Annotated in this window: 18 protein-coding genes; 8 read left to right on the top strand and 10 right to left on the bottom strand. The window is 74.2% G+C overall.

Going from position 1 to position 17,018, the window contains the following annotated elements:
* Positions 1–27 precede the first annotated feature (27 nt).
* Positions 28–663, top strand: a complete 636-nt coding sequence (locus tag IF23_RS0120990) for a nucleotidyltransferase domain-containing protein (protein WP_425423860.1) — start codon at positions 28–30, stop codon at positions 661–663.
* A gap of 39 nt (positions 664–702) precedes the next feature.
* Here IF23_RS0120990 and IF23_RS0120985 read toward each other — a convergent pair whose 3' ends face one another.
* Both IF23_RS0120985 and map read right to left on the bottom strand, forming a co-directional pair.
* Complete coding sequence (locus tag IF23_RS0120985) at positions 703–1,200, bottom strand: hypothetical protein (protein WP_030285890.1); 498 nt, start codon at positions 1,198–1,200, stop codon at positions 703–705.
* A 61-nt stretch (positions 1,201–1,261) separates the two neighbouring features.
* On the bottom strand, positions 1,262–2,029 hold the full coding sequence (map, locus tag IF23_RS0120980) for a type I methionyl aminopeptidase (RefSeq protein WP_030285888.1): 768 nt from the start codon (positions 2,027–2,029) through the stop codon (positions 1,262–1,264).
* A 181-nt stretch (positions 2,030–2,210) separates the two neighbouring features.
* On the opposite strand from map, the gene IF23_RS0120975 reads away from it, so the two are divergent.
* Positions 2,211–2,528, top strand: a complete 318-nt coding sequence (locus IF23_RS0120975; RefSeq protein ID WP_051739761.1) for a helix-turn-helix domain-containing protein — start codon at positions 2,211–2,213, stop codon at positions 2,526–2,528.
* A gap of 42 nt (positions 2,529–2,570) precedes the next feature.
* Here the strand turns inward: IF23_RS0120975 and IF23_RS32210 are convergent, their stop codons facing one another.
* Positions 2,571–3,239, bottom strand: coding sequence for a GNAT family N-acetyltransferase (locus IF23_RS32210; RefSeq protein ID WP_051739760.1), 669 nt, complete (start codon positions 3,237–3,239; stop codon positions 2,571–2,573).
* Between the two features lies 1 nt (position 3,240).
* Entirely contained in the window at positions 3,241–3,816 is a 576-nt protein-coding gene (locus tag IF23_RS0120965) for a TerD family protein (RefSeq protein ID WP_030285882.1), read from the bottom strand.
* A gap of 220 nt (positions 3,817–4,036) precedes the next feature.
* Between IF23_RS0120965 and arfB the strand changes: the two genes are divergently transcribed.
* The gene (arfB, locus tag IF23_RS0120960) at positions 4,037–4,465 is read left to right on the top strand and encodes an alternative ribosome rescue aminoacyl-tRNA hydrolase ArfB (RefSeq protein ID WP_030285880.1); all 429 of its coding nucleotides are present in this window, start codon (positions 4,037–4,039) and stop codon (positions 4,463–4,465) included.
* 22 nt (positions 4,466–4,487) lie between these two features.
* Here the strand turns inward: arfB and IF23_RS0120955 are convergent, their stop codons facing one another.
* Entirely contained in the window at positions 4,488–4,988 is a 501-nt protein-coding gene (locus IF23_RS0120955; RefSeq protein WP_030285878.1) for a flavin reductase family protein, read from the bottom strand.
* Between the two features lie 428 nt (positions 4,989–5,416).
* Here IF23_RS0120955 and cdgB point away from each other — a divergent pair, with 428 nt between their 5' ends.
* Together cdgB and IF23_RS0120945 are read left to right on the top strand one after the other, a co-directional pair.
* Complete coding sequence (gene cdgB / locus IF23_RS0120950; protein WP_030285876.1) at positions 5,417–7,096, top strand: diguanylate cyclase CdgB; 1,680 nt, start codon at positions 5,417–5,419, stop codon at positions 7,094–7,096.
* Positions 7,097–7,376: 280 nt separating this feature from the next.
* Positions 7,377–8,267, top strand: coding sequence for a carbohydrate-binding protein (locus tag IF23_RS0120945; RefSeq protein ID WP_030285874.1), 891 nt, complete (start codon positions 7,377–7,379; stop codon positions 8,265–8,267).
* Positions 8,268–8,295: 28 nt separating this feature from the next.
* Here IF23_RS0120945 and pfkB read toward each other — a convergent pair whose 3' ends face one another.
* The 3 genes from pfkB to IF23_RS0120930 form a co-directional block, all read right to left on the bottom strand.
* A complete protein-coding gene (pfkB, locus tag IF23_RS0120940; protein WP_030285872.1) occupies positions 8,296–9,237 on the bottom strand; it encodes a 1-phosphofructokinase in 942 nt (313 codons plus the stop codon).
* Between the two features lie 248 nt (positions 9,238–9,485).
* A complete protein-coding gene (gene nagA / locus IF23_RS0120935) occupies positions 9,486–10,697 on the bottom strand; it encodes an N-acetylglucosamine-6-phosphate deacetylase (RefSeq protein WP_030285870.1) in 1,212 nt (403 codons plus the stop codon).
* Positions 10,697–11,629 carry an ROK family protein gene (locus IF23_RS0120930; RefSeq protein WP_030285869.1) on the bottom strand — a complete coding sequence of 311 codons (933 nt, stop codon included), beginning with the start codon at positions 11,627–11,629 and terminating at the stop codon, positions 10,697–10,699. The genes nagA and IF23_RS0120930 overlap by 1 nt, the downstream gene beginning before the upstream one ends.
* Positions 11,630–11,896: 267 nt before the next feature.
* Between IF23_RS0120930 and IF23_RS0120925 the strand changes: the two genes are divergently transcribed.
* From IF23_RS0120925 to otsB, 3 genes are all read left to right on the top strand, one after another.
* Positions 11,897–13,159, top strand: coding sequence for an extracellular solute-binding protein (locus tag IF23_RS0120925; protein ID WP_030285867.1), 1,263 nt, complete (start codon positions 11,897–11,899; stop codon positions 13,157–13,159).
* Between the two features lie 194 nt (positions 13,160–13,353).
* Entirely contained in the window at positions 13,354–13,677 is a 324-nt protein-coding gene (locus IF23_RS0120920; protein ID WP_030285864.1) for a DUF3263 domain-containing protein, read from the top strand.
* Between the two features lie 98 nt (positions 13,678–13,775).
* Entirely contained in the window at positions 13,776–14,750 is a 975-nt protein-coding gene (otsB, locus tag IF23_RS0120915; protein ID WP_078654132.1) for a trehalose-phosphatase, read from the top strand.
* A 38-nt stretch (positions 14,751–14,788) separates the two neighbouring features.
* On the opposite strand, the gene IF23_RS0120910 is transcribed toward otsB, so the two are convergent.
* Both IF23_RS0120910 and IF23_RS0120905 read right to left on the bottom strand, forming a co-directional pair.
* Positions 14,789–15,394, bottom strand: a complete 606-nt coding sequence (locus IF23_RS0120910) for a chloramphenicol phosphotransferase CPT family protein (protein ID WP_037678918.1) — start codon at positions 15,392–15,394, stop codon at positions 14,789–14,791.
* Positions 15,395–15,482: 88 nt separating this feature from the next.
* The gene (locus IF23_RS0120905; RefSeq protein ID WP_051739758.1) at positions 15,483–17,012 is read right to left on the bottom strand and encodes an alpha,alpha-trehalose-phosphate synthase (UDP-forming); all 1,530 of its coding nucleotides are present in this window, start codon (positions 17,010–17,012) and stop codon (positions 15,483–15,485) included.
* Positions 17,013–17,018 lie beyond the last annotated feature (6 nt).

Raw genomic sequence — 17,018 nt, 5'->3', positions numbered from 1 at the left:
GCGCGGGGGAGGGGGAGGGAGAGAGACATCAACGGAGACGAAGCTCCCCCCACCCCCGCCGACCTGACCCGCTGGGACCCCGCCCCGCCCGCCGAGGCGGCCGCCGCGTTCGACGGTCACGGCTGCCGCTGGTGGGTGGCCGGAGGGATCGCGATCGAGCGGGCGGTGGGCCGCCGCTTCCGCGACCACGCCGACCTGGACGTCCTGCTGCTGCGGCGCGATCAGCTGGTGGTGCAGCGGGCCCTGCCGGACTGGGAGTGGTGGGCCGCCGATCCGCCGGGACGGCTGCGCCCGTGGCGGCCCGGTGAGGTCCTGCCCGCCGCCGTGCACGACATCTGGTGCCGTCCGGGCCCGCGGGCACCCTGGCGTCTCCAGGTGATGCTGGACGAGTCCCGCGGCGAGGAGTGGACCTCCCGCCGCGACCCCGGCGTCCGCAGGCCCCTCGACGCGCTGACCGGCGCACCGCCGTCCGCGGACGGCATCCCGTTCCTCACCCCCGAGGTGCAGCTCTACTACAAGGCCCAGGCCCCGCGCCCGAAGGACGAGACGGACTTCCGCGCCGTCCTGCCCGTTCTCACCGCCCCGCAGCGGCGCTGGCTCGCCGCCGCGCTCACCCGCACGTACGGGCTGCCGCACCCCTGGGCCGCACGCCTCACGGAGTGAGGGACGTACGGGCGGCCTTTGTTGCGAGCCCCGGTCGGGTCAGACGCGGGGGAAGCGGGCCTGAAGGGCCCAGACGGCGGGGTTGTCGGCGAAGCCGTCGTGCAGGTCGCCGAGGTCGGCGATCAGGTCGTGCAGGAAGTCGCGGGCCTCGCGGCGGAGCGCGCCGTGGTTGAGGACGAGCGGCGGTTCGTCCGTCGTCATCCAGTCGGCGGTCACCTCCACCCAGCCGAAGCGCCGCTCGAAGAGCATCCGGTCGGCGGACTCGGTGAAGTCCAGCTCGGCGTGGACCGGCCGGGCCGACCTGTTGCCCCGCGGATCGGAGTCCAGCTGCTCGACGATGTCGCAGAGCGCCCAGGCGAAGTCGAGCACCGGCACCCAGCCCCACGCCGTGGAGACCTCACGGTCCTCCCGGGTGTCGGCGAGGTAGACGTCACCGCAGAAGAGGTCGTGCCGCAGGGTGTGGACGTCCGCCGTCCGGTAGTCCGTCTGGGGCGGGTCCGGGAAGCGGCGGGAGAGCGAGTAGCCGAGGTCGATCACGCTGTCGATGGTGTCATGGCCGGAAGGGGACGGGCGCCCGCGGCGGGCGCCGTCGCGCGGGCTACGGCAGCGTCAGGATGCGCGGGCCGTCCTCCGTGATCGCCACGGTGTGTTCGAAGTGGGCGGCGCGGCTGCCGTCCTCGGTGCGGAGGGTCCAGCCGTCGGGGTCGGTGACGAAGGTGTCCTTGCCACCGGCGTGGAACATCGGCTCGATGGCGAGGACCAGACCGTGGCGGAGGGGGAAGCCGCGGCCGGGGCGCCCTTCGTTGGGGACGCCCGGGTCCTCGTGCATCTGACGGCCGATGCCGTGGCCGCCGAAGCCGTCCAGGATGCCGTAACCGGCGGCCCGGCCGATGCTGCCGATGGCGTGGGAGATGTCGCCGATCCGGGCGCCGGTCACCGCGGCGGCGATGCCCGCTTCGAGGGCCCGGCGGGTGGTGTCGAGCAGCAGTTGGTCCCCGGGGCGCGCCGTGCCGACGGCGAAGCTGACGGCGGCGTCGCCCGCCCAGCCGTCGACGAGGGCGCCGCAGTCGATGCCGACCACATCGCCGTCGCGCAGCCGGGTGTCGTCCGGGATGCCGTGCACGATCGCGTCGTTGACGGAGGCGCAGATCACGGCGGGGAACGGGGTCGGGGCGAAGGAGGGCCGGTAGCCGAGGAAGGGGGAGGTGGCCCCGGCCTCGTGCAGGACGGTGCGGGCCGCCTCGTCCAGTTCCCGCACCCGTACGCCGGGGGCGGCGGCCGCGCGGGCGGCGGCCAGCGCCTCGGCGACGACCCGTCCGGCCACGCGCATCGCGTCCAGTGCGGCATCGGTTTTGAGCTCGATCATGGTGGTGCCTTTCAGGGAGTTCGCGTACCGGAACCGCCGCCGTGACCTGCCGGACGCACCCGGGGCGGGGCCGGGGGTGCGTCCGGCGTGACCCGTTCCCGGGCGGGGCGGCGCACGGCGGAGCGACACCGGAGCGGTATTTTTTTACCGGTATTGGATTACCGGTATTAGTATCACGTCCATGGTGCGGACTCCACTGACTCCCTGGGAACGCGAGCGCGGCGAGCGGCTCGGCGCGCTGCTGCGGGCGGCGCGCGGCGAGCGCAGCATGGTCGAGGTCGCGGCGGTGGCCGGACTGTCGGCCGAGACGCTGCGGAAGATCGAGACCGGGCGGGTGCCGACGCCCGCGTTCTTCACGATCGCCGCGCTGGCCGACACGCTCGGCCTGTCGATGGAAGCCGTCGTCCGCGCGGCCACACCGGAAGGCGCCCCGAACGACGGAACGGCACCGGCGCCACCCGCGCGGACGCCCGCCCACCGCAGGCCCGCGGCCGCGTAGGGCGGACGGGAGAAGAGGCGGCGGTCCCGGTACGGGAGGCGGTCAGCCCCCGCCGTCCCGGACCATCCGGATGTTGGGCAGGCGGTCGCGCCAGAGATGGCATTCGCCGGTCGGGGTGAAGCCGTGGCGGCGGTAGAAGCGGATGGCGCCCTCGTTGGAGGCCGTCACCCAGAGGCGTATCGGCACCTCACCGGCCCAGGCGAGAAAGGCGTCCATCAGACGGCTGCCGATCCCCAGGCCCTGCGCCCGGCGCAGTACGTACATCGGCCCGAGCGTGACAATCTCCGGCGGCGGGCCGGGCGGGAGCGGGTGCGCCGCCGTCCCTGCCGTGGGTTCGGCCGCCTCGCGCAGACCGCACAGCACGGCGGTCAAGGCGCCCTCGGGCGCGCGGGCGACCTGGCAGAAGGCGCTCCGCGGGCGGTCCGACACCTGGCCGAGGAAGGCGCGCCACCCGGCGGCCCCCTCCTCCGTCAGCAACTCGCCGCGGTGTTCCCGGATCCACTGCTCGTCGATCCCCGGGGCCGCGCCCGGATAGGTCTCCAGCCAGGCGGCGAACTGCATCCGGGCGAGCGTCGCGGCGTCCTCGGGGCGGCCCGGGCCGAGGGCGTGAACCGCCGCCCGGTGCCCGGCGGTCGAACCGCTCGGGCCCTCGGGGGCCGGGCGGGGCGGCGGGCCGGATCCCTGCGGTCCCGGCCCGCCGCCGTTCGGCATGTCAGACGTTGACGCCGAAGTCCTGGGCGATACCGGCCAGGCCCGAGGCGTAGCCCTGGCCCACGGCGCGGAACTTCCAGTCGGCGCCGTTGCGGTACAGCTCGCCGAAGACCATGGCGGTCTCGGTGGCGGCGTCCTCGCTCAGGTCGTAACGGGCGACCTCGGAGCCACCGGCCTGGTTGACGATGCGGATGTAGGCGTTGCGCACCTGACCGAAGTTCTGGCTGCGGCTCTCGGCGTCGTAGATCGAGACCGGGAAGACGATCTTGTCGATGTCGGCGGGCAGCGCGGCGAGGTTGACGTTGATGGACTCGTCGTCGCCCTCGCCCTGACCGGTGGTGTTGTCGCCGGTGTGGACGATGGACTGGTCCGGCGTCGCCTTGTTGTTGAAGAAGACGAAGTGGGCGTCGGAGTAGACCTTGCCGGACGTGTTGACCGCGATGGCGCTGGCGTCGAGGTCGAAGTCGGTGCCGGTGGTGGTGCGGACGTCCCAGCCGAGGCCGACCGTGACGGCGGTGAGACCGGGTGCCTCCTTGGTGAGCGAGACGTTGCCGCCCTTGGACAGGCTTACAGCCATCGGAATGTCCCTTTCCCTCGTGAACGCGAGCGCGCTCCGCGCGGTGCGCGAAGCTACCGTTTCCTCACTCAACGCAAGCGAGGGGCCGCGAGGTTCCAGCTCCCTTTACTTTCTTTGCGGTCGGTTTCCGGCGGGCCCGGGCGGCGCGCCGGAGGCCGTCCGGTGCGGCCCGTGGCGAAATGCGGGTGACCGGCGGCGCGGAACGCGGGACCATGGGGGCATGTCCGGACCCCATGTCATCCGCGGTGCGGTCGTTCTCCCCGAAGCCGAACTCGTCTGGCGTTTCTCGCGGTCCTCGGGCCCGGGCGGCCAGCACGTCAACACCAGCGACAGCCAGGTGGAGCTCCGTTTCGACCTCGGCCGGACGCAGGCGCTGCCCGAGGTGTGGAAGGAGCGCGCCCTGGAGCGGCTGGCGCACCGGCTGACCGACGGCGTGCTCTCCGTACGCGCCTCCGACCACCGCTCCCAGTGGCGCAACCGCGAGACCGCCGCCGTACGGCTCGCCTCGCTGCTCGCCGAGGCGACCGCGCCGCCGCCCAAGCAGCGGCGGAAGGCGCGCGTCCCCCGCGGCGTCAACGAGCGGCGGCTGCGGGAGAAGAAGCAGCGCGGTGACGTCAAGAAGGGGCGTTCCGGGCGCGGCTGGGACTGACCGGCCCGGAGCGCGTCCGGCGTCAGCCCAGGTGCCGGTACTTCCCGCGGAAGTAGGACAGCGGGCCGTCGTCCTCGGCGGGGGTGGTGGCGGTCAGCACGCGGCCGATGACGAGCGTGTGGTCGCCCGCCGTGACGCGCTGTTCGGTGCGGCACTCCAGATTCGCGAGGGCGCCGTCGACGAGCGGGGCGCCGGTCGCTTCGCCGATTGTGTGGGGAATGTCCTCGAAGAGCAGTCGGTCGCTGATGCGGCCCTTCATCGCGAACCGTCCCGCAATGTGGCGCTGCGCCTCCGACAGGACCGAAACGGCCCAGAGGGGCTGTTGCGCCAACAGGTCGTCCATCCGGGAGTCGTTGCGAACGCTCACCATCACCAGCGGCGGATCCAGGGACACCGAGACGAACGCGGTGGCGGTCATGCCGACGGCTTCGCCGTGGGCGCCGCTGTCGGGATCGTGCGCGGTGATGAGCACCACGCCGGCGGCGAGGCGGGACAGGGCGGCGCGGAACTCGTCGTTGCTCACCCCACCAGAATGCGGGACCGAAGCGCCCTCCGGTGCGGATGCGAGGCTGACGGTGGGGTGGGGAGCGGTGGGGGCGGGGAGGTCGGCAGCTGCGGCGGTGGGGCTTTTCGTGAACACGCCATGAACGCTAGCGTCGCCCGGTACGGATGCGCATCGGGCCCCGGGACCACCCGCGTCCTAGGTCTGGCGGACGAGGAGGCCCGTTCGAAAGGGCTTCGCGGAATTTGCGTTCAGAAACCCTGGAAGCCGGGATTCCCCGTTTCCCTCGGCGGGCCTCAACTACACGTCACAGCTTGTGACTTGAGTCACAGCACGCGGTAATTGTTGACCCTGTGTACCGAGTGGGCAGCTCACTGTGATTCAGTGGCCGTGGAAACGGACGACAAAGAAGTGTGGAGTTGCTGTCGAGGTCTCAGGGAGAGCGAGCGATGGAGGCCGAGTCGGAGCCGTACGTCCGCCTGACGACCTTGCGGCAGCTGCACAAGGTGGTCGCCGAGCTGAACACCGCTCGTAGCCTGGCGGACACCTTGCAGACCGTCGCGGACGGGGTGATCAACGGGCTCGGTTTCGAGCTGGCCGCGGTCAATCTCGTACGGCCGGACGGTGATCTCGTGGTGGCCGCGGTCGCCGGGAGCGCGGGCGCCGAGGCGTTGATGGCCGGGCGGGTCGGCTCGCGGGATTCCTGGGAGCGGCGGCTCTCCATGGGCGAGCGCTGGGGCACGCTGTGCTTCGTGCCCTACACCGACGGCTGGGTGCTGGACGACGACGACGTCCCCCAGTGGCACACCGCCGGGCCCGACCCCAGCTTCAACGGCGACTGGCACCCCAGGGACCGCCTCTTCGCCCCCATGCACACCTCGCCCGACGGCAAGGGCGAACTGCTCGGCGTGATCTCCGTGGACCGCCCGCGCAACGGCCGCCGCCCCAACTCCTGGAGCGTCGAGGCGCTCCAGATGTACGCGTTCCAGTCCGCCATAGCGATCAGCAACTCCCGGCTGCGGGCCAACATGCAGCGGGCGCTGGTCCGGCTGGAGCGCGAGCAGCAGGCGCTGCGCGCCAGCGAGGAGTCCTTCCGGCAGGCCTTCGAGTACGCGCCCAGCGGGATGGCCGTCGCCGAGATGGGCGGTGACCAGCACGGACGGCTGTTGCGGACCAACGACGCGCTCTGTCGGCTGCTCGGCCGCCCGGCGTCCGCGATGCGCCGCTACTCCTTCTCCGACCTCGTCCACCCCGAGGACATCGGCACCCTGCTGCGCACCTCCGCCGAGGGGGGCCGCGCGGAGCTGCGGCTGGCCCGGCGGGACGGCTCCTACATCTGGGTCTCGCTGCGGAACTCCGTCGTCGCCGACACCGCCGACGGGCCGCGGTTCCTGCTCACCCACGTCGAGGACATCGAGGAGCGCAAGCGGCACGAGCTGCAGCTCGCCCACCGCGCCAGCCACGACGCGCTCACCGGTCTGCCCAACAGCGCCGAGCTGCGCGCCCGCCTCAGCGCCCGGCTGTGCGGGCGGGCGCCGGGCGACGCCGCCGACGCCTACGCGGTCTCCGCCGCCGTCTTCGCCGGGGTCGGCGACCCGACCGCGTATCCGGCGGAGGGCCTGGAGCCGTACGAGGGGCTGGAGGGCATGGAGCGCAGCGTCGGCGGGGCGCTGCCGTACGACCACCATGTGCACACCGTCGCGCCCTCGGACGGGCCCGCGGACGACGGCTCCAAGGGGCTCGCGGTGCTCTTCTGCGACCTCGACGGCTTCAAGTCGATCAACGACCGGTTCGGTCACCACACGGGCGACGCGGTGCTCATCGAGGTCGCCCGGCGGCTGACCAGCGGCGTCCGGGACGGCGACACGGTCGCCCGGCTCGGCGGTGACGAGTTCGTGGTCCTCGCCGACGGTCTGGGCACCGCCGACGCCCAGGATCTCGCCGTCCGGCTGCGGAATGCGATCATCCCGCCGATCCGGGTGGACGGCCGCGCGGTACGGGTCGGCGCCAGCTTCGGCATCAGCTGGGCCGGGTGCGGGATGACCGCCGAAGAGGTGCTGCAATCCGCCGACCAGCGGATGTACGTCGAGAAGCGGTCCCGGGCGAAGGCGAACCGCCGGGCCGGATGACTCCCGGGGCACGGCGGCGGCCCGGTGCGGGGCCGCCCGGACGGCGTCCGGCGGGCCCGTGGGCGCCCCGGGGTCGCCGCTGCCGGGCTGTGGGCGGGCGTACCCGGCGTTCACCGATCCGTAGTGATCTTGTGCCCTGAACAGGCCCGGCGTGGCGTGGTGCGGACGGGGTAGGCTGCGCCGATGCGGCGCGGCGCCGCCGGGGGCTCAAAGTGCAGATGCGCGCGGGGGACCGCGCGGGCATCCGGACGCGATACAGATCGCTGGGGAGTGACACGCAATGACGGCCGGCAACACGGGCTCGGACACGCCGGGTAACGATGACCCGTTCGGGTACCTCTACCGCTCCGAGGGCGGCGAGGAGGGCGCGGGCGGCGACGGCGCGACCCGGCAGCAGGGCGTGCCACGGACCTCGTACAACCAGGTCCGCGCGGTCGGTGAGCGGCAGTACGGCGGCGCGTCCCAGCAGCCCGGCTACGGTCGGCAGAACGCCTCCTACGCGGCGCCGGAGACGCTGCCCGGCGGTGACCGGAGCCGTCCGCAGGCCGCGCCGCCCGCGCCGCCGCAGCGCAACCACAAGGGTCTGCTGATCGGCGCGGTCGCCGTGGTGGGTGTGGTGTGCATAGCGATCGGCGTCGCGATGCTGAACAACTCCGACAAGAAGGGGACCGAGGACACGGCGCAGCCGAGCGAGTCGGTGAGCGCGTCCACGGAGCCGGAGAAGAAGCCCGCCGATAAGCCCAGCGAGGCGCCGCTGCCCAAGGACGACGCGGGCAGCCTGAAGCTCGCCGGTGGTGCCACCACCTCCAAGGACATCCCGGGGGCGCAGTCGGCCGGCGGCGTCTACGTGGCCGGGATGAACAACCCCGGCGCGTCGGCGACGTGGACGCTGAACGTCGAGAAGGCCGATTCGTACAAGATGTGGGTCCAGTACGGCATTCCCGGTAAGGACCAGAACCTCACGGTGACGGTCAACGGCAAGCGGGACGACCGGCCGATCAACATGGGGAACTTCAAGGGTTCCGAAGAAGGCGCCTGGGACAAGGGCTGGCAGAACACCTGGCAGCAGGTGAACCTCAACAAGGGCACCAACACCGTCATGCTCTCCTGCGAGGACGGCAACAAGTGTGACGTCAACATCGACCAGCTCTGGCTGAAGCCGCTGCACTGACCAGCGCTTTTCCCGGGGCCCGAGCCGGTCAGCGGCCGGGCGTCGACGGGACGGGGAGTTCCGCCACCGCCACCTCCGGCAGCAGCTCGGTGTAGGTCGCCGCGTCGAACTCCCCGGCGGTCGCGGCGCGTACCGTCGCCGCGGAGAGCGCGACCGCGCGGGCGAGGCGATCGGGCCATGACAAGCCTTCGACGAGGCCGGAGAGCAGGCCCGCCACCGCGGAGTCACCGGCGCCCGTCGGGTTCCCGGGGATCCGGCGCGGCGGGGTGGCCTGCCAGGCGCCGTCGGCGGTGACCGCGAGCATCCCCTCCGCGCCCAGTGAGGCGACGACGGAGTGGGCGCCGCGGCGGCGGGCCTCGCGGGCGGCGCGCAGCGGTTCGGTGGTGCCGGTGAGCGCGGCGAGTTCGTCGGCGTTGGGTTTGGCGAGGTCGGGGCGGGCGGCGAGCCCGCGGCGGAGCGGTTCGCCGCTGGTGTCCAGCAGGACCGGCACCCCGGCGGTGCGGGCGGCGCGGGCCAGCCGGGCGTAGACGTCGACCGGGACGCCCGGTGGCAGGCTGCCGCAGAGCGCCACCGCCCGGGCGTCGGCGAGCAGCTCGCGGTAGGTGCCGAGGAAGGTGTGCCATTCGGCGGGGGAGACGACCGGGCCCGGTTCGTTGAGCTGGGTGGTGTCGCCGGAGGCGGCGTCGACGACGGCGACGGTGCGGCGGGTGGCGCCGCCCACCGGCACCAGCGCGTCGGTGACCTCGCTCTCCTGGGTCAGCAGGGCGCGCAGCGCGTCCCCGGTGCCGCCCCCGGCGAACCCGGTGGCGACGGTGGGGTGGCCGAGCGCGGCCAGCACCCGCGACACGTTCAGTCCTTTGCCGCCGGGGCGTTCGGCCACGTCGGTGACGCGGTGGGTGGCGTGCGGGGTCAGACGCGGCACCCGGTAGGTCAGGTCGAGGGCGGCGTTGAGCGTGACCGTGAGGATCATGTTTCCCTCCCGCGCCGGGCCCGGTCGGCCGGTCGCCGGGCGGTGGTGGCCCGGGCGGCCACCGCGGCGGCCACCGGACCGGCAACCGCCCCCGGGCGGCCGCGTACGGACAAGTGCGCGAGCGATCATGCCATCGACCGCGGCGGTTGGCCCAGACCCGGGGCCGTCGCCGGGCCGCCGCCCACCCGTGGCCGGACCGCCGTCCGGGGGGGGGGGCGCGAGGGGCGGCGGTCCGGTGTCGCGGCGGGTCAGACGCCGGTCGGGCGGACCACCCACGCGCCGTGCCGCATCACGCCCACGACCTCGTACCCGGCGTCCAGGACGACCAGGTCGGCGTCCTTCCCGGCGGTCAGCGAACCGGTGCGGTCGTCGAGACCCAGCAGCCGTGCGGGATTGGCCGAAAGGGCCTGTACGGCCTGGCCGACCGTCAGCCCGTCGACGGTCAGGGCGCGGCGGAACGCGCGGTCGAGGGTGAGGGTGGACCCGGCGATGGAGCCCGCGGTGGGGCCGTCGGCGATCCGGGCGACACCGTCGGTGACGCTCACGCCCATCGGGCCGAGGTGGTACATCCCGTCGGACATGCCCGCCGCGCCCATCGCGTCGGTGATGAACGCGACCCGCCCGGCGCCCGCGTCCCGGAAGGCCATCTGGAGGACGGCCGGGTGCAGATGGGTGCCGTCGTTGATCAGCTCGACGGTGACCCGCTCGTCCTCCAGCAGCGCCAGGACCGGCCCCGGCGCGCGGTGGGCCAGGGTGGGCATCGCGTTGAAGAGGTGGGTGGCGACGGTGGCGCCCGCGTCGATGGCGTCGCGGGTGGCGTCGTACGTCGAGTCGGTGTGGCCGACGGCGGCGAGGACGCCGGAGTCGGCGAGCAGCCGTACGGAGTCCAGACCGCCGGGGAGTTCGGGGGCGACGGTCATCATCTTCGCGCGGCCGCGTCCGGCGGCGACGAGCTTGCGGACGTCGGCCGGGTCCGGGTCGCGCAGCAGCTCGGGCTGGTGGGCGCCGCAGCGGTGCGGGGAGATGAACGGGCCCTCGAAGTGGATGCCGACCAGATCGCCCTGTTCGGCCAGTTCGGCGAGGACCGCCGCCTGCCGGGCGAGGTCGTCGAGGTCGCCGGTGACGGTGGAGCCGATCATCGAGGTGGTGCCGTGGGCGCGGTGCGCCGCGACGACCCGCAGGCACTCCTCGGGGTCCGCGGAGGAGAAGGAGCCGCCGCCCCCGCCGTGCACATGCATGTCGATGAAGCCGGGCACGACGAGATGGCCCGTCAGATCGGTGTGGTCCGCCGTGGCAGCGCCGGGGCCGTCCGGGGCGGGGCCGCCGGACACCTCGGCGATACGGCCGTCCGCGACGGTGATCCGGCCGTCCTCGACGACGCCGGACGGAGTGGCGACCCGGGCGCCGGTCAGGACGGTGCGCCGGTCGCCGGTACGGCCCGCGGATTGTTGCTGTGCCATCAGGCGGAAACCTCCGTGGAGAGAAGATCCCAGGCGAGGAGACCCGCGCCCAGGCAGCCGGCGGCGTCCCCCAGAGCCGCCGGGACGATCGAGGGCAGCCGCTGGAACGTCACCCGTGCGGCGACCGCCTCGCGCAGCGGCACGAAGAGCGTGTCGCCCGCCTCCGCGAGCCCGCCGCCGATGATCAGCGTCTGCGGGTCGAGCAGGGTGAGGCCGGTGACCAGGCCGTCGGCGAGGGCGTCCACCGCCTCCTGCCACACCGCGGCGGCGCGCGGATCGCCGGACTCCACGGCCTTCGCCGCGTCCGCCGCGCCCGCCGCCGGATCGCCGCACGCCTCGGCCCAGGCGCGGCCGACCGCGGCGGCGGACGCCACCGTCTCCAGACAGCCGTGCTGCCCGCAGCCGCAGAGCCGCCCGCCGGGCCGTACGACGATGTGGCCGATCTCCCCGGCGCTGCCGTGCGCACCGGCCTCGATACGGCCCTCGATGCCGATGGCGCCCGCGATGCCGGTGCCCAGGGGGACGAAGAGGAAGCGTCCGGCGTCGCGTCCGGCGCCGATCCGGCCCTCGGCGAGCCCGCCGGTGCGGACGTCGTGGCCGAGGGCGACCGGGACGCCGCCGAGCCGCTGCGAGAGCAGGTCGCGCAGCGGCAGATCGCGCCAGCCGAGGTTGGCGGAGTAGGCGGCGATGCCGTTCTGTTCGTCGACGATGCCGGGGACCGCGACGCCCGCGGCGGCCGCGGGCGTGCCGAAGCGGGCCCGGCCGATGTCGCGCAGCTCCGCGGCGAAGCCGAGGACGGCCTCGACCACGGCATCGGTGCCACGCTCGCGGCCGGTGGGGCGGCGCGCCTCGTAGAGCAGGGTCCCGTCCGCCCCCGCGAGGGCGGCCTTCATTCCGGTGCCGCCCACATCAAGGGCGATGACGTGTCTCACGGGGACAGTTTCGCGCGAGCCGGACCTAAAGGTCTAGTCCACTCGCGACACGGCCTGCCCTTATCCTTGGTGCCACCCCATGGTTCTTACGCCGTAACCCCGTGGTGACCTGCGGAGATCCGTGGCGCCCGGGCTTCGGCAGGGACTGTGGTGCAGACCTCATACGGTGCGTGCTCCGGCGCGTACCGCCGTGGCGGCGCAGGGCGACCCCCGATGCCGCACGCGGACCCGGTACCACCATCTATCCGGACAAGGGCGGTAACAGCAGTGCAGCGGCGGTACACGAGCCTGGCGGCGGCGGGAATCGTCGCCGCCCTGACCCTCACGTTGAGCGGCTGCGGCGGGGGCCAGGGGCAGGTCACCCTCAAGCTCGTCGCCGCGGACTACGGCGACGGCTCCGGGCCCGGCTCCCGGCAGTACTGGTCCGAGCTGACCCGCGCGTTCGAGAAAAAGCACCCCGACATCAAGATCGACGTCGATGTCTACAGCTGGAAGGAGGTCGACAAGAAGGTCGCCGACCTGGTCCGGAAGGGGCAGGCGCCCGACCTGGCGCAGATCGGCGCGTATGTGGACTACGCCGCCGACGGCAAGCTCTACAGCGCCGACGAACTGCTCTCCATCCCCGTCCAGGCCGACCTCCAGCCCGCGCTCGCCGAGGCGGGCGAGGTGGGCCGGGTGCAGTACGGCATCCCCTTCGCCGCCAGCACCCGCCGCCTCTTCTACAACAAGAAGCTCTTCGCCGAGGCGGGCATCACCGAGGCGCCGAAGTCCTGGGACGATGTCGCCGAGGACGCCGAACTGCTGAAGAAGCGGGGCGTGAAGACGCCGTACGCGCTGCCGCTCGGCCCCGAGGAGACCCAGGCCGAGACGTTGAACTGGCTGATCAGCGGGGGCGGCGGCTACACCGACGAGATCGGCAAGTACGCGATCGACTCGCCCGCCAACGTCAAGACCTTCACCTGGCTGCGCGACGAACTCGTCGGCAAGGGGCTGACCGGCGGCGACCCGGCCGGCCTCAACCGCGCGGACGCCTTCGCCGGGTTCGCCGACGGCGATGTCGGCATGCTCAACGGCCACCCGGCGCTGATCAAGCAGGCGGAGGCGAAGGGCATCGACTACGGCACCGCCGACCTGCCCGGCCGGAAGGGCCCGGCCACCTCGACGCTGGGGGTCTCCGACTGGATGATGGCGTTCAAGCAGAACGGCCACCGCGCACAGGCGGGGAAGTTCCTCGACTACGTCTACGACGACGCCAACGTGCTGAGCTTCTCCCGCGACTTCGGCCTGCTGCCGGTCACCACCTCGGGCGCGCAGAAGATGGCGGGCGACCACCGCTTCGGCCATCTCCAGGACTTCGTCGGCCCGCTGCGCGACGCGCAGTTCTACCCGGCGAACAAGACGTCGTGGCCGGAGGTCGCCAAGTCCGTCAAGTCGCAGATGGGCGCGGCGGTCGGCCCCAAGGGTGACCCGTCCAGCACCCTCGCCGACCTCCAGAACACCGCCGACGCGGCGGACACGGCCGGGAGCTGAGCCCGGGGCCGGTCCGGTGCCGCTTCCGGCCCGGCTCCGGCCCCGCCTGATTGTCCGACCAGGGGCTTATCGTGGGAGGCGTGACGACGCGCGGCGAGGACGGTACGGACCCGGGGCTTCCGGACAACGGTACGGAGGCGCCCGCCCCAGCCGACGGCCACCCGGCTGCCGCCCCCACGGACGGCGCCCCCGGGGTGCCCGCCCCGGACGGCGCCCCCGAGACCGGCGCCCCCGAGACCGGCGCCCCCGAGACCGGCGCCCCCGAGACCGGCGCCCCCGAGACCGGCGCCCCCGGTGAACTCTCCGCCCTGGACAAGGCGGTGCTCGCCGTGGAGCGCCGTTCCTGGCCCGCCTCCGGCCCCAAGGAGCGCCACATCCGCGAGCGCCTCGGCCTCTCCCCGACGCGCTACTACCAACTCCTCAACGCCCTCCTCGACGACCCGCGCGCGCTCCGCCACGACGCGGGCACCGTCAACCGCCTCCTGCGGCGACGGGCGGCCCGGCGGGGACGGCGCTGAGCGGCGGACCCCGACGCGGGCGCTGCTGAGCGGCGGGCCCTCGACGCGGGCGCTTTCCCGCCCGTACACCGCGCCCCCGCCCCCGGTACCCTCGCCCCATGGGCAGTTCCCCGGACGCCGCATCCTCGCCGGGCCCGCAGCCGGGCGCCGGTCACCCCCCTGTCACCGGCCCCGCCACGGGCCACGCGCCCGCCGCCGGTCCGCCGCCGCGCCCCGGCCTTCCCGTGCCCCGTACCGCGGCGGGCCGGGACGCGCTCGCCGCGCTGCTGGCCGCGCCGGGGGACGCCGCGCTCGCCGTCGACTTCGACGGGACGCTCGCGGAGATCGTCGACGACCCGGAGGCGGCCCGCGCGCACCCCGGGGCCGCGCGGGCGCTGGGGCGGCTGGTGCCCCGGTTGCGCGCCGCCGCAGTGATCACCGGGCGGCCCGCCGCCGTCGCCGTCCGGCTGGCCGGGGTCGACGGCGCCCCGGGGCTGGACCGCCTCACCGTCCTCGGCCACTACGGCGCCGAGCGCTGGGAGGCGGCGACGGGCGCCCTGCACGCCGACGGACCGCCGCCCGCCGTCGCCGCCGCCGAGGCCGAACTCCCGGACGCCCTCGCCGCGTCCGGCGTCTGGCACGGCCCCTGGACCGCCGCCGCCGTCGAGCACAAGGGCGGCCGCGCCCTCGCCGTCCACACCCGGCGCGCCCCCGACCCGCAGGGCGCACTCGACGCCCTGCGCGCCCCCCTGACCGCCCTCGCCACCTGCCACGGACTCCTCGTCGAACCGGGTCGCTACGTCCTGGAGCTGCGCCCGCCCGGCGTCGACAAGGGCGTCGCGCTCACCGCCTGGCTCCGCGGAACCGGCGCCCGTACGGTCGTCTACGCCGGTGACGACCTGGGGGACCTCGCCGCCTTCGACGCCGTCGACCGCCTCCGCTCGGCCCCCGGGACGCCGCGCCGCACCGGCCTGCTGGTGTGCAGCGGCAGCACCGAGGTCCCCGAACTCGCCGCCCGCGCCGATCTGGTGGTCGACGGGCCCACCGGGGTCGTCGCCCTCCTGGACGCGCTCGCGGACCGGCTGACGGAGTGACGGGACGGCGGGCTGACGGGGGCGCCGGGCCCGCCCCGTCAGCCCGCCGCCGCCAGCCGCTGGAACGCCGTCGGCACCGGCCGCAGCGGCAGGAACTCCTTGATCAGCCGGGCGCACTCCGCCGCCGGGGTGGCCGTCGTGTCGCAGGTCAGGTCGTAGATCCCGTGCGCATGGACCTGGGCGAACTGGCGGGCGGCGAGGCCCGCCGGGCGGTCGCCGCGGGCCTGTTCGCGGCGCTCCAGCTCCTCCAGCGTGCAGTGGACGCCGATCAGGACGACATCCTCGGCGGGGAACAGATCCAGACAGTCCCGCAGCCGCCACTCCTCGCTCAGCACATGGTCGACGACCACGTCGTTGCCGCCCGCCGCCATGCCCGCGACCGCCCGGTGAAACCCCATCCAGGTCCGCCGCAGCACCGTCCCCAGCGCCTCCGGGGCGATCTCGCGGCGGGAGCGCATCGCATGGAAGGCGTCCACGGGCAGATGGAACGCGGGCTCGTCCAGGATCGCCAGCAGCTCCCGCGCGATGCTCGACTTGCCGGAACTGGACGTCCCGTTGAGGAAGACGATCCGTCCGCGGCGCGGCGGCGGAACGTCGCCGTCGGGGAGGAACGGCAGGTCGGCGGCAGGGCGTTCGGCGGACATCGGACTCCTCGGGGCCGGTGGACGCACACCGTTCGGCGGCCCCTCATGATCCCCGGCGCGCCCCGCGACCCGGCCGCCGGGCCCGCCCTCAGCCCCGCAGCGCCGTCAGCTGTTCCGTGAACCAGCGGGCCGGCGGCAGCGCCGTCGCCGCGTCCGCCAACCGGGCGCAGCGGCCCACGCGTTCCTCCTCGGGCATCGACAGCGCCGCGTGCAGTGCGTCCGCCGTCGCGTTGATGTCGTACGGATTGACGCTCAGCGCGTCCTCGCCCAACTCCTCGTGGGCGCCCGCCTCCCGCGACAGCACCAGCGCGCACCCGGCGTCGGAGACCACCGGGACCTCCTTGGCGACGAGGTTCATCCCGTCCCGGATGGGGTTGACGAGGGCCACGTCCGCGAGGCGGTACGCGGCCAGCGACCGCGCGAAATCGTCCTTGACGTGCAGCACCACCGGCTGCCAACCGGGTGTGCCGTACGCCGCGTTGATCTCCTCGGCGACCCGCCGCACCTCCGCGGTGTAGTCGCGGTAGACGGCCAGATCCTGCCGGGAGGGGTAGGCGAACGCGAGGTGGACGACGCGCTCGCGCCACTCCGGGCGGTCGGCCAGCAGACGGCGGTAGGCGTGCAGCCCGCGGACGATGTTCTTCGACAGCTCGGTGCGGTCCACCCGCACGATCGTGCGCCGCCGCTCCGGACCCGCCCCGCCGCCGATCTGCGCGCGCAGCGCCGTCAGCCGCTCGTCGACGTCCGGACGGTGCGCCCGCTCCCGCAGGAACTCCGCGTCGGCGCCCAGCCCGTGCACCCCGATTTGGGTGGTGTGCGGCTCCTGCCCCGGCGGCGCGGTGACCACATGCGGCGCCTCGCCGTCCGAATGGTGGACGGCGCACCGGGTCTCCAGCGTGGCCGTGCAGCACGCCACGAACGCCGCCGCCCACCGCCGCGTCAGAAAGCCCGCCCGGTCCGCGCCGAGCATCCCCCGGAGCAGCCGCTCCCGGATGTCGTCGGGCAGCAGCGCGAAGTACTCCGGCGGCGCCCACGGCGTGTGCGAGAAGTGCCCGATCCGCAGGTCGGGGCGGCGCTCGCGGAGCATCCCCGGGGCCAGCGCCAGGTGGTAGTCCTGGATCAGCACCGCCGCGCCCGGCGCCGCCGCCCGGTCCAGCGCCTCCGCGAACGCCGCGTTGTACGCCTCGTAAGCCGCCCACCGCTCCCGGAATTCCGTGTCGAACGACGGCTCCAGCGGCGTCTGGTAGAGCATGTGGTGGACGAACCAGAGGACCGAGTTGGCGATGCCGTTGTAGGCGGCGGCATGCACCTCCGCCGGAATGTCCAGCATCCGGACGCGCTGTCCACCGGTGTCGGCCGCCGGAAGCTCCCCGTCCGCCCGCCGCACCGCCTCCCGGTCACCGTCGCCGAGCGCCGCGCACACCCACACCGCTTCCGTCTCCGGGCCGATCGCCGACAGTCCCGAGACCAGCCCGCCACCGCCCCGCTTCGCGGTCAGCGCGCCGTCCGCGCCGACGGTGTACGCGACCGGGCCACGGTTGGACGCGACGAGCACCTCGGCGCCGCGCCCCGCGGCGGGCGTCCGGGCAGGGGTGGTACCGCTGTGTTCGGAGGCCATGCCGCG

It is taken from the genome of Streptomyces catenulae, assembly GCF_000718015.1.
In the GTDB taxonomy this organism is placed as follows: Bacteria; Actinomycetota; Actinomycetes; order Streptomycetales; family Streptomycetaceae; genus Streptomyces; species Streptomyces catenulae.
This window is presented reverse-complemented; position numbering and strand designations above follow the sequence as displayed.

What these genes read in the sequence shown, in the direction of transcription:
- map (WP_030285888.1), bottom strand. Translation starts at nt 2,029, where the DNA reads ATGATCGAGCTCAAAACCGATGCCGCACTGGACGCGATGCGCGTGGCC.
- IF23_RS0120975 (WP_051739761.1), top strand. Translation starts at nt 2,211, where the DNA reads ATGGTGCGGACTCCACTGACTCCCTGGGAACGCGAGCGCGGCGAGCGG.
- IF23_RS32210 (WP_051739760.1), bottom strand. Translation starts at nt 3,239, where the DNA reads ATGCCGAACGGCGGCGGGCCGGGACCGCAGGGATCCGGCCCGCCGCCC.
- IF23_RS0120965 (WP_030285882.1), bottom strand. Translation starts at nt 3,816, where the DNA reads ATGGCTGTAAGCCTGTCCAAGGGCGGCAACGTCTCGCTCACCAAGGAG.
- arfB (WP_030285880.1), top strand. Translation starts at nt 4,037, where the DNA reads ATGTCCGGACCCCATGTCATCCGCGGTGCGGTCGTTCTCCCCGAAGCC.
- cdgB (WP_030285876.1), top strand. Translation starts at nt 5,417, where the DNA reads ATGGAGGCCGAGTCGGAGCCGTACGTCCGCCTGACGACCTTGCGGCAG.
- IF23_RS0120945 (WP_030285874.1), top strand. Translation starts at nt 7,377, where the DNA reads ATGACGGCCGGCAACACGGGCTCGGACACGCCGGGTAACGATGACCCG.
- pfkB (WP_030285872.1), bottom strand. Translation starts at nt 9,237, where the DNA reads ATGATCCTCACGGTCACGCTCAACGCCGCCCTCGACCTGACCTACCGG.
- nagA (WP_030285870.1), bottom strand. Translation starts at nt 10,697, where the DNA reads ATGGCACAGCAACAATCCGCGGGCCGTACCGGCGACCGGCGCACCGTC.
- otsB (WP_078654132.1), top strand. Translation starts at nt 13,776, where the DNA reads ATGGGCAGTTCCCCGGACGCCGCATCCTCGCCGGGCCCGCAGCCGGGC.
- IF23_RS0120910 (WP_037678918.1), bottom strand. Translation starts at nt 15,394, where the DNA reads ATGTCCGCCGAACGCCCTGCCGCCGACCTGCCGTTCCTCCCCGACGGC.
- IF23_RS0120905 (WP_051739758.1), bottom strand. Translation starts at nt 17,012, where the DNA reads ATGGCCTCCGAACACAGCGGTACCACCCCTGCCCGGACGCCCGCCGCG.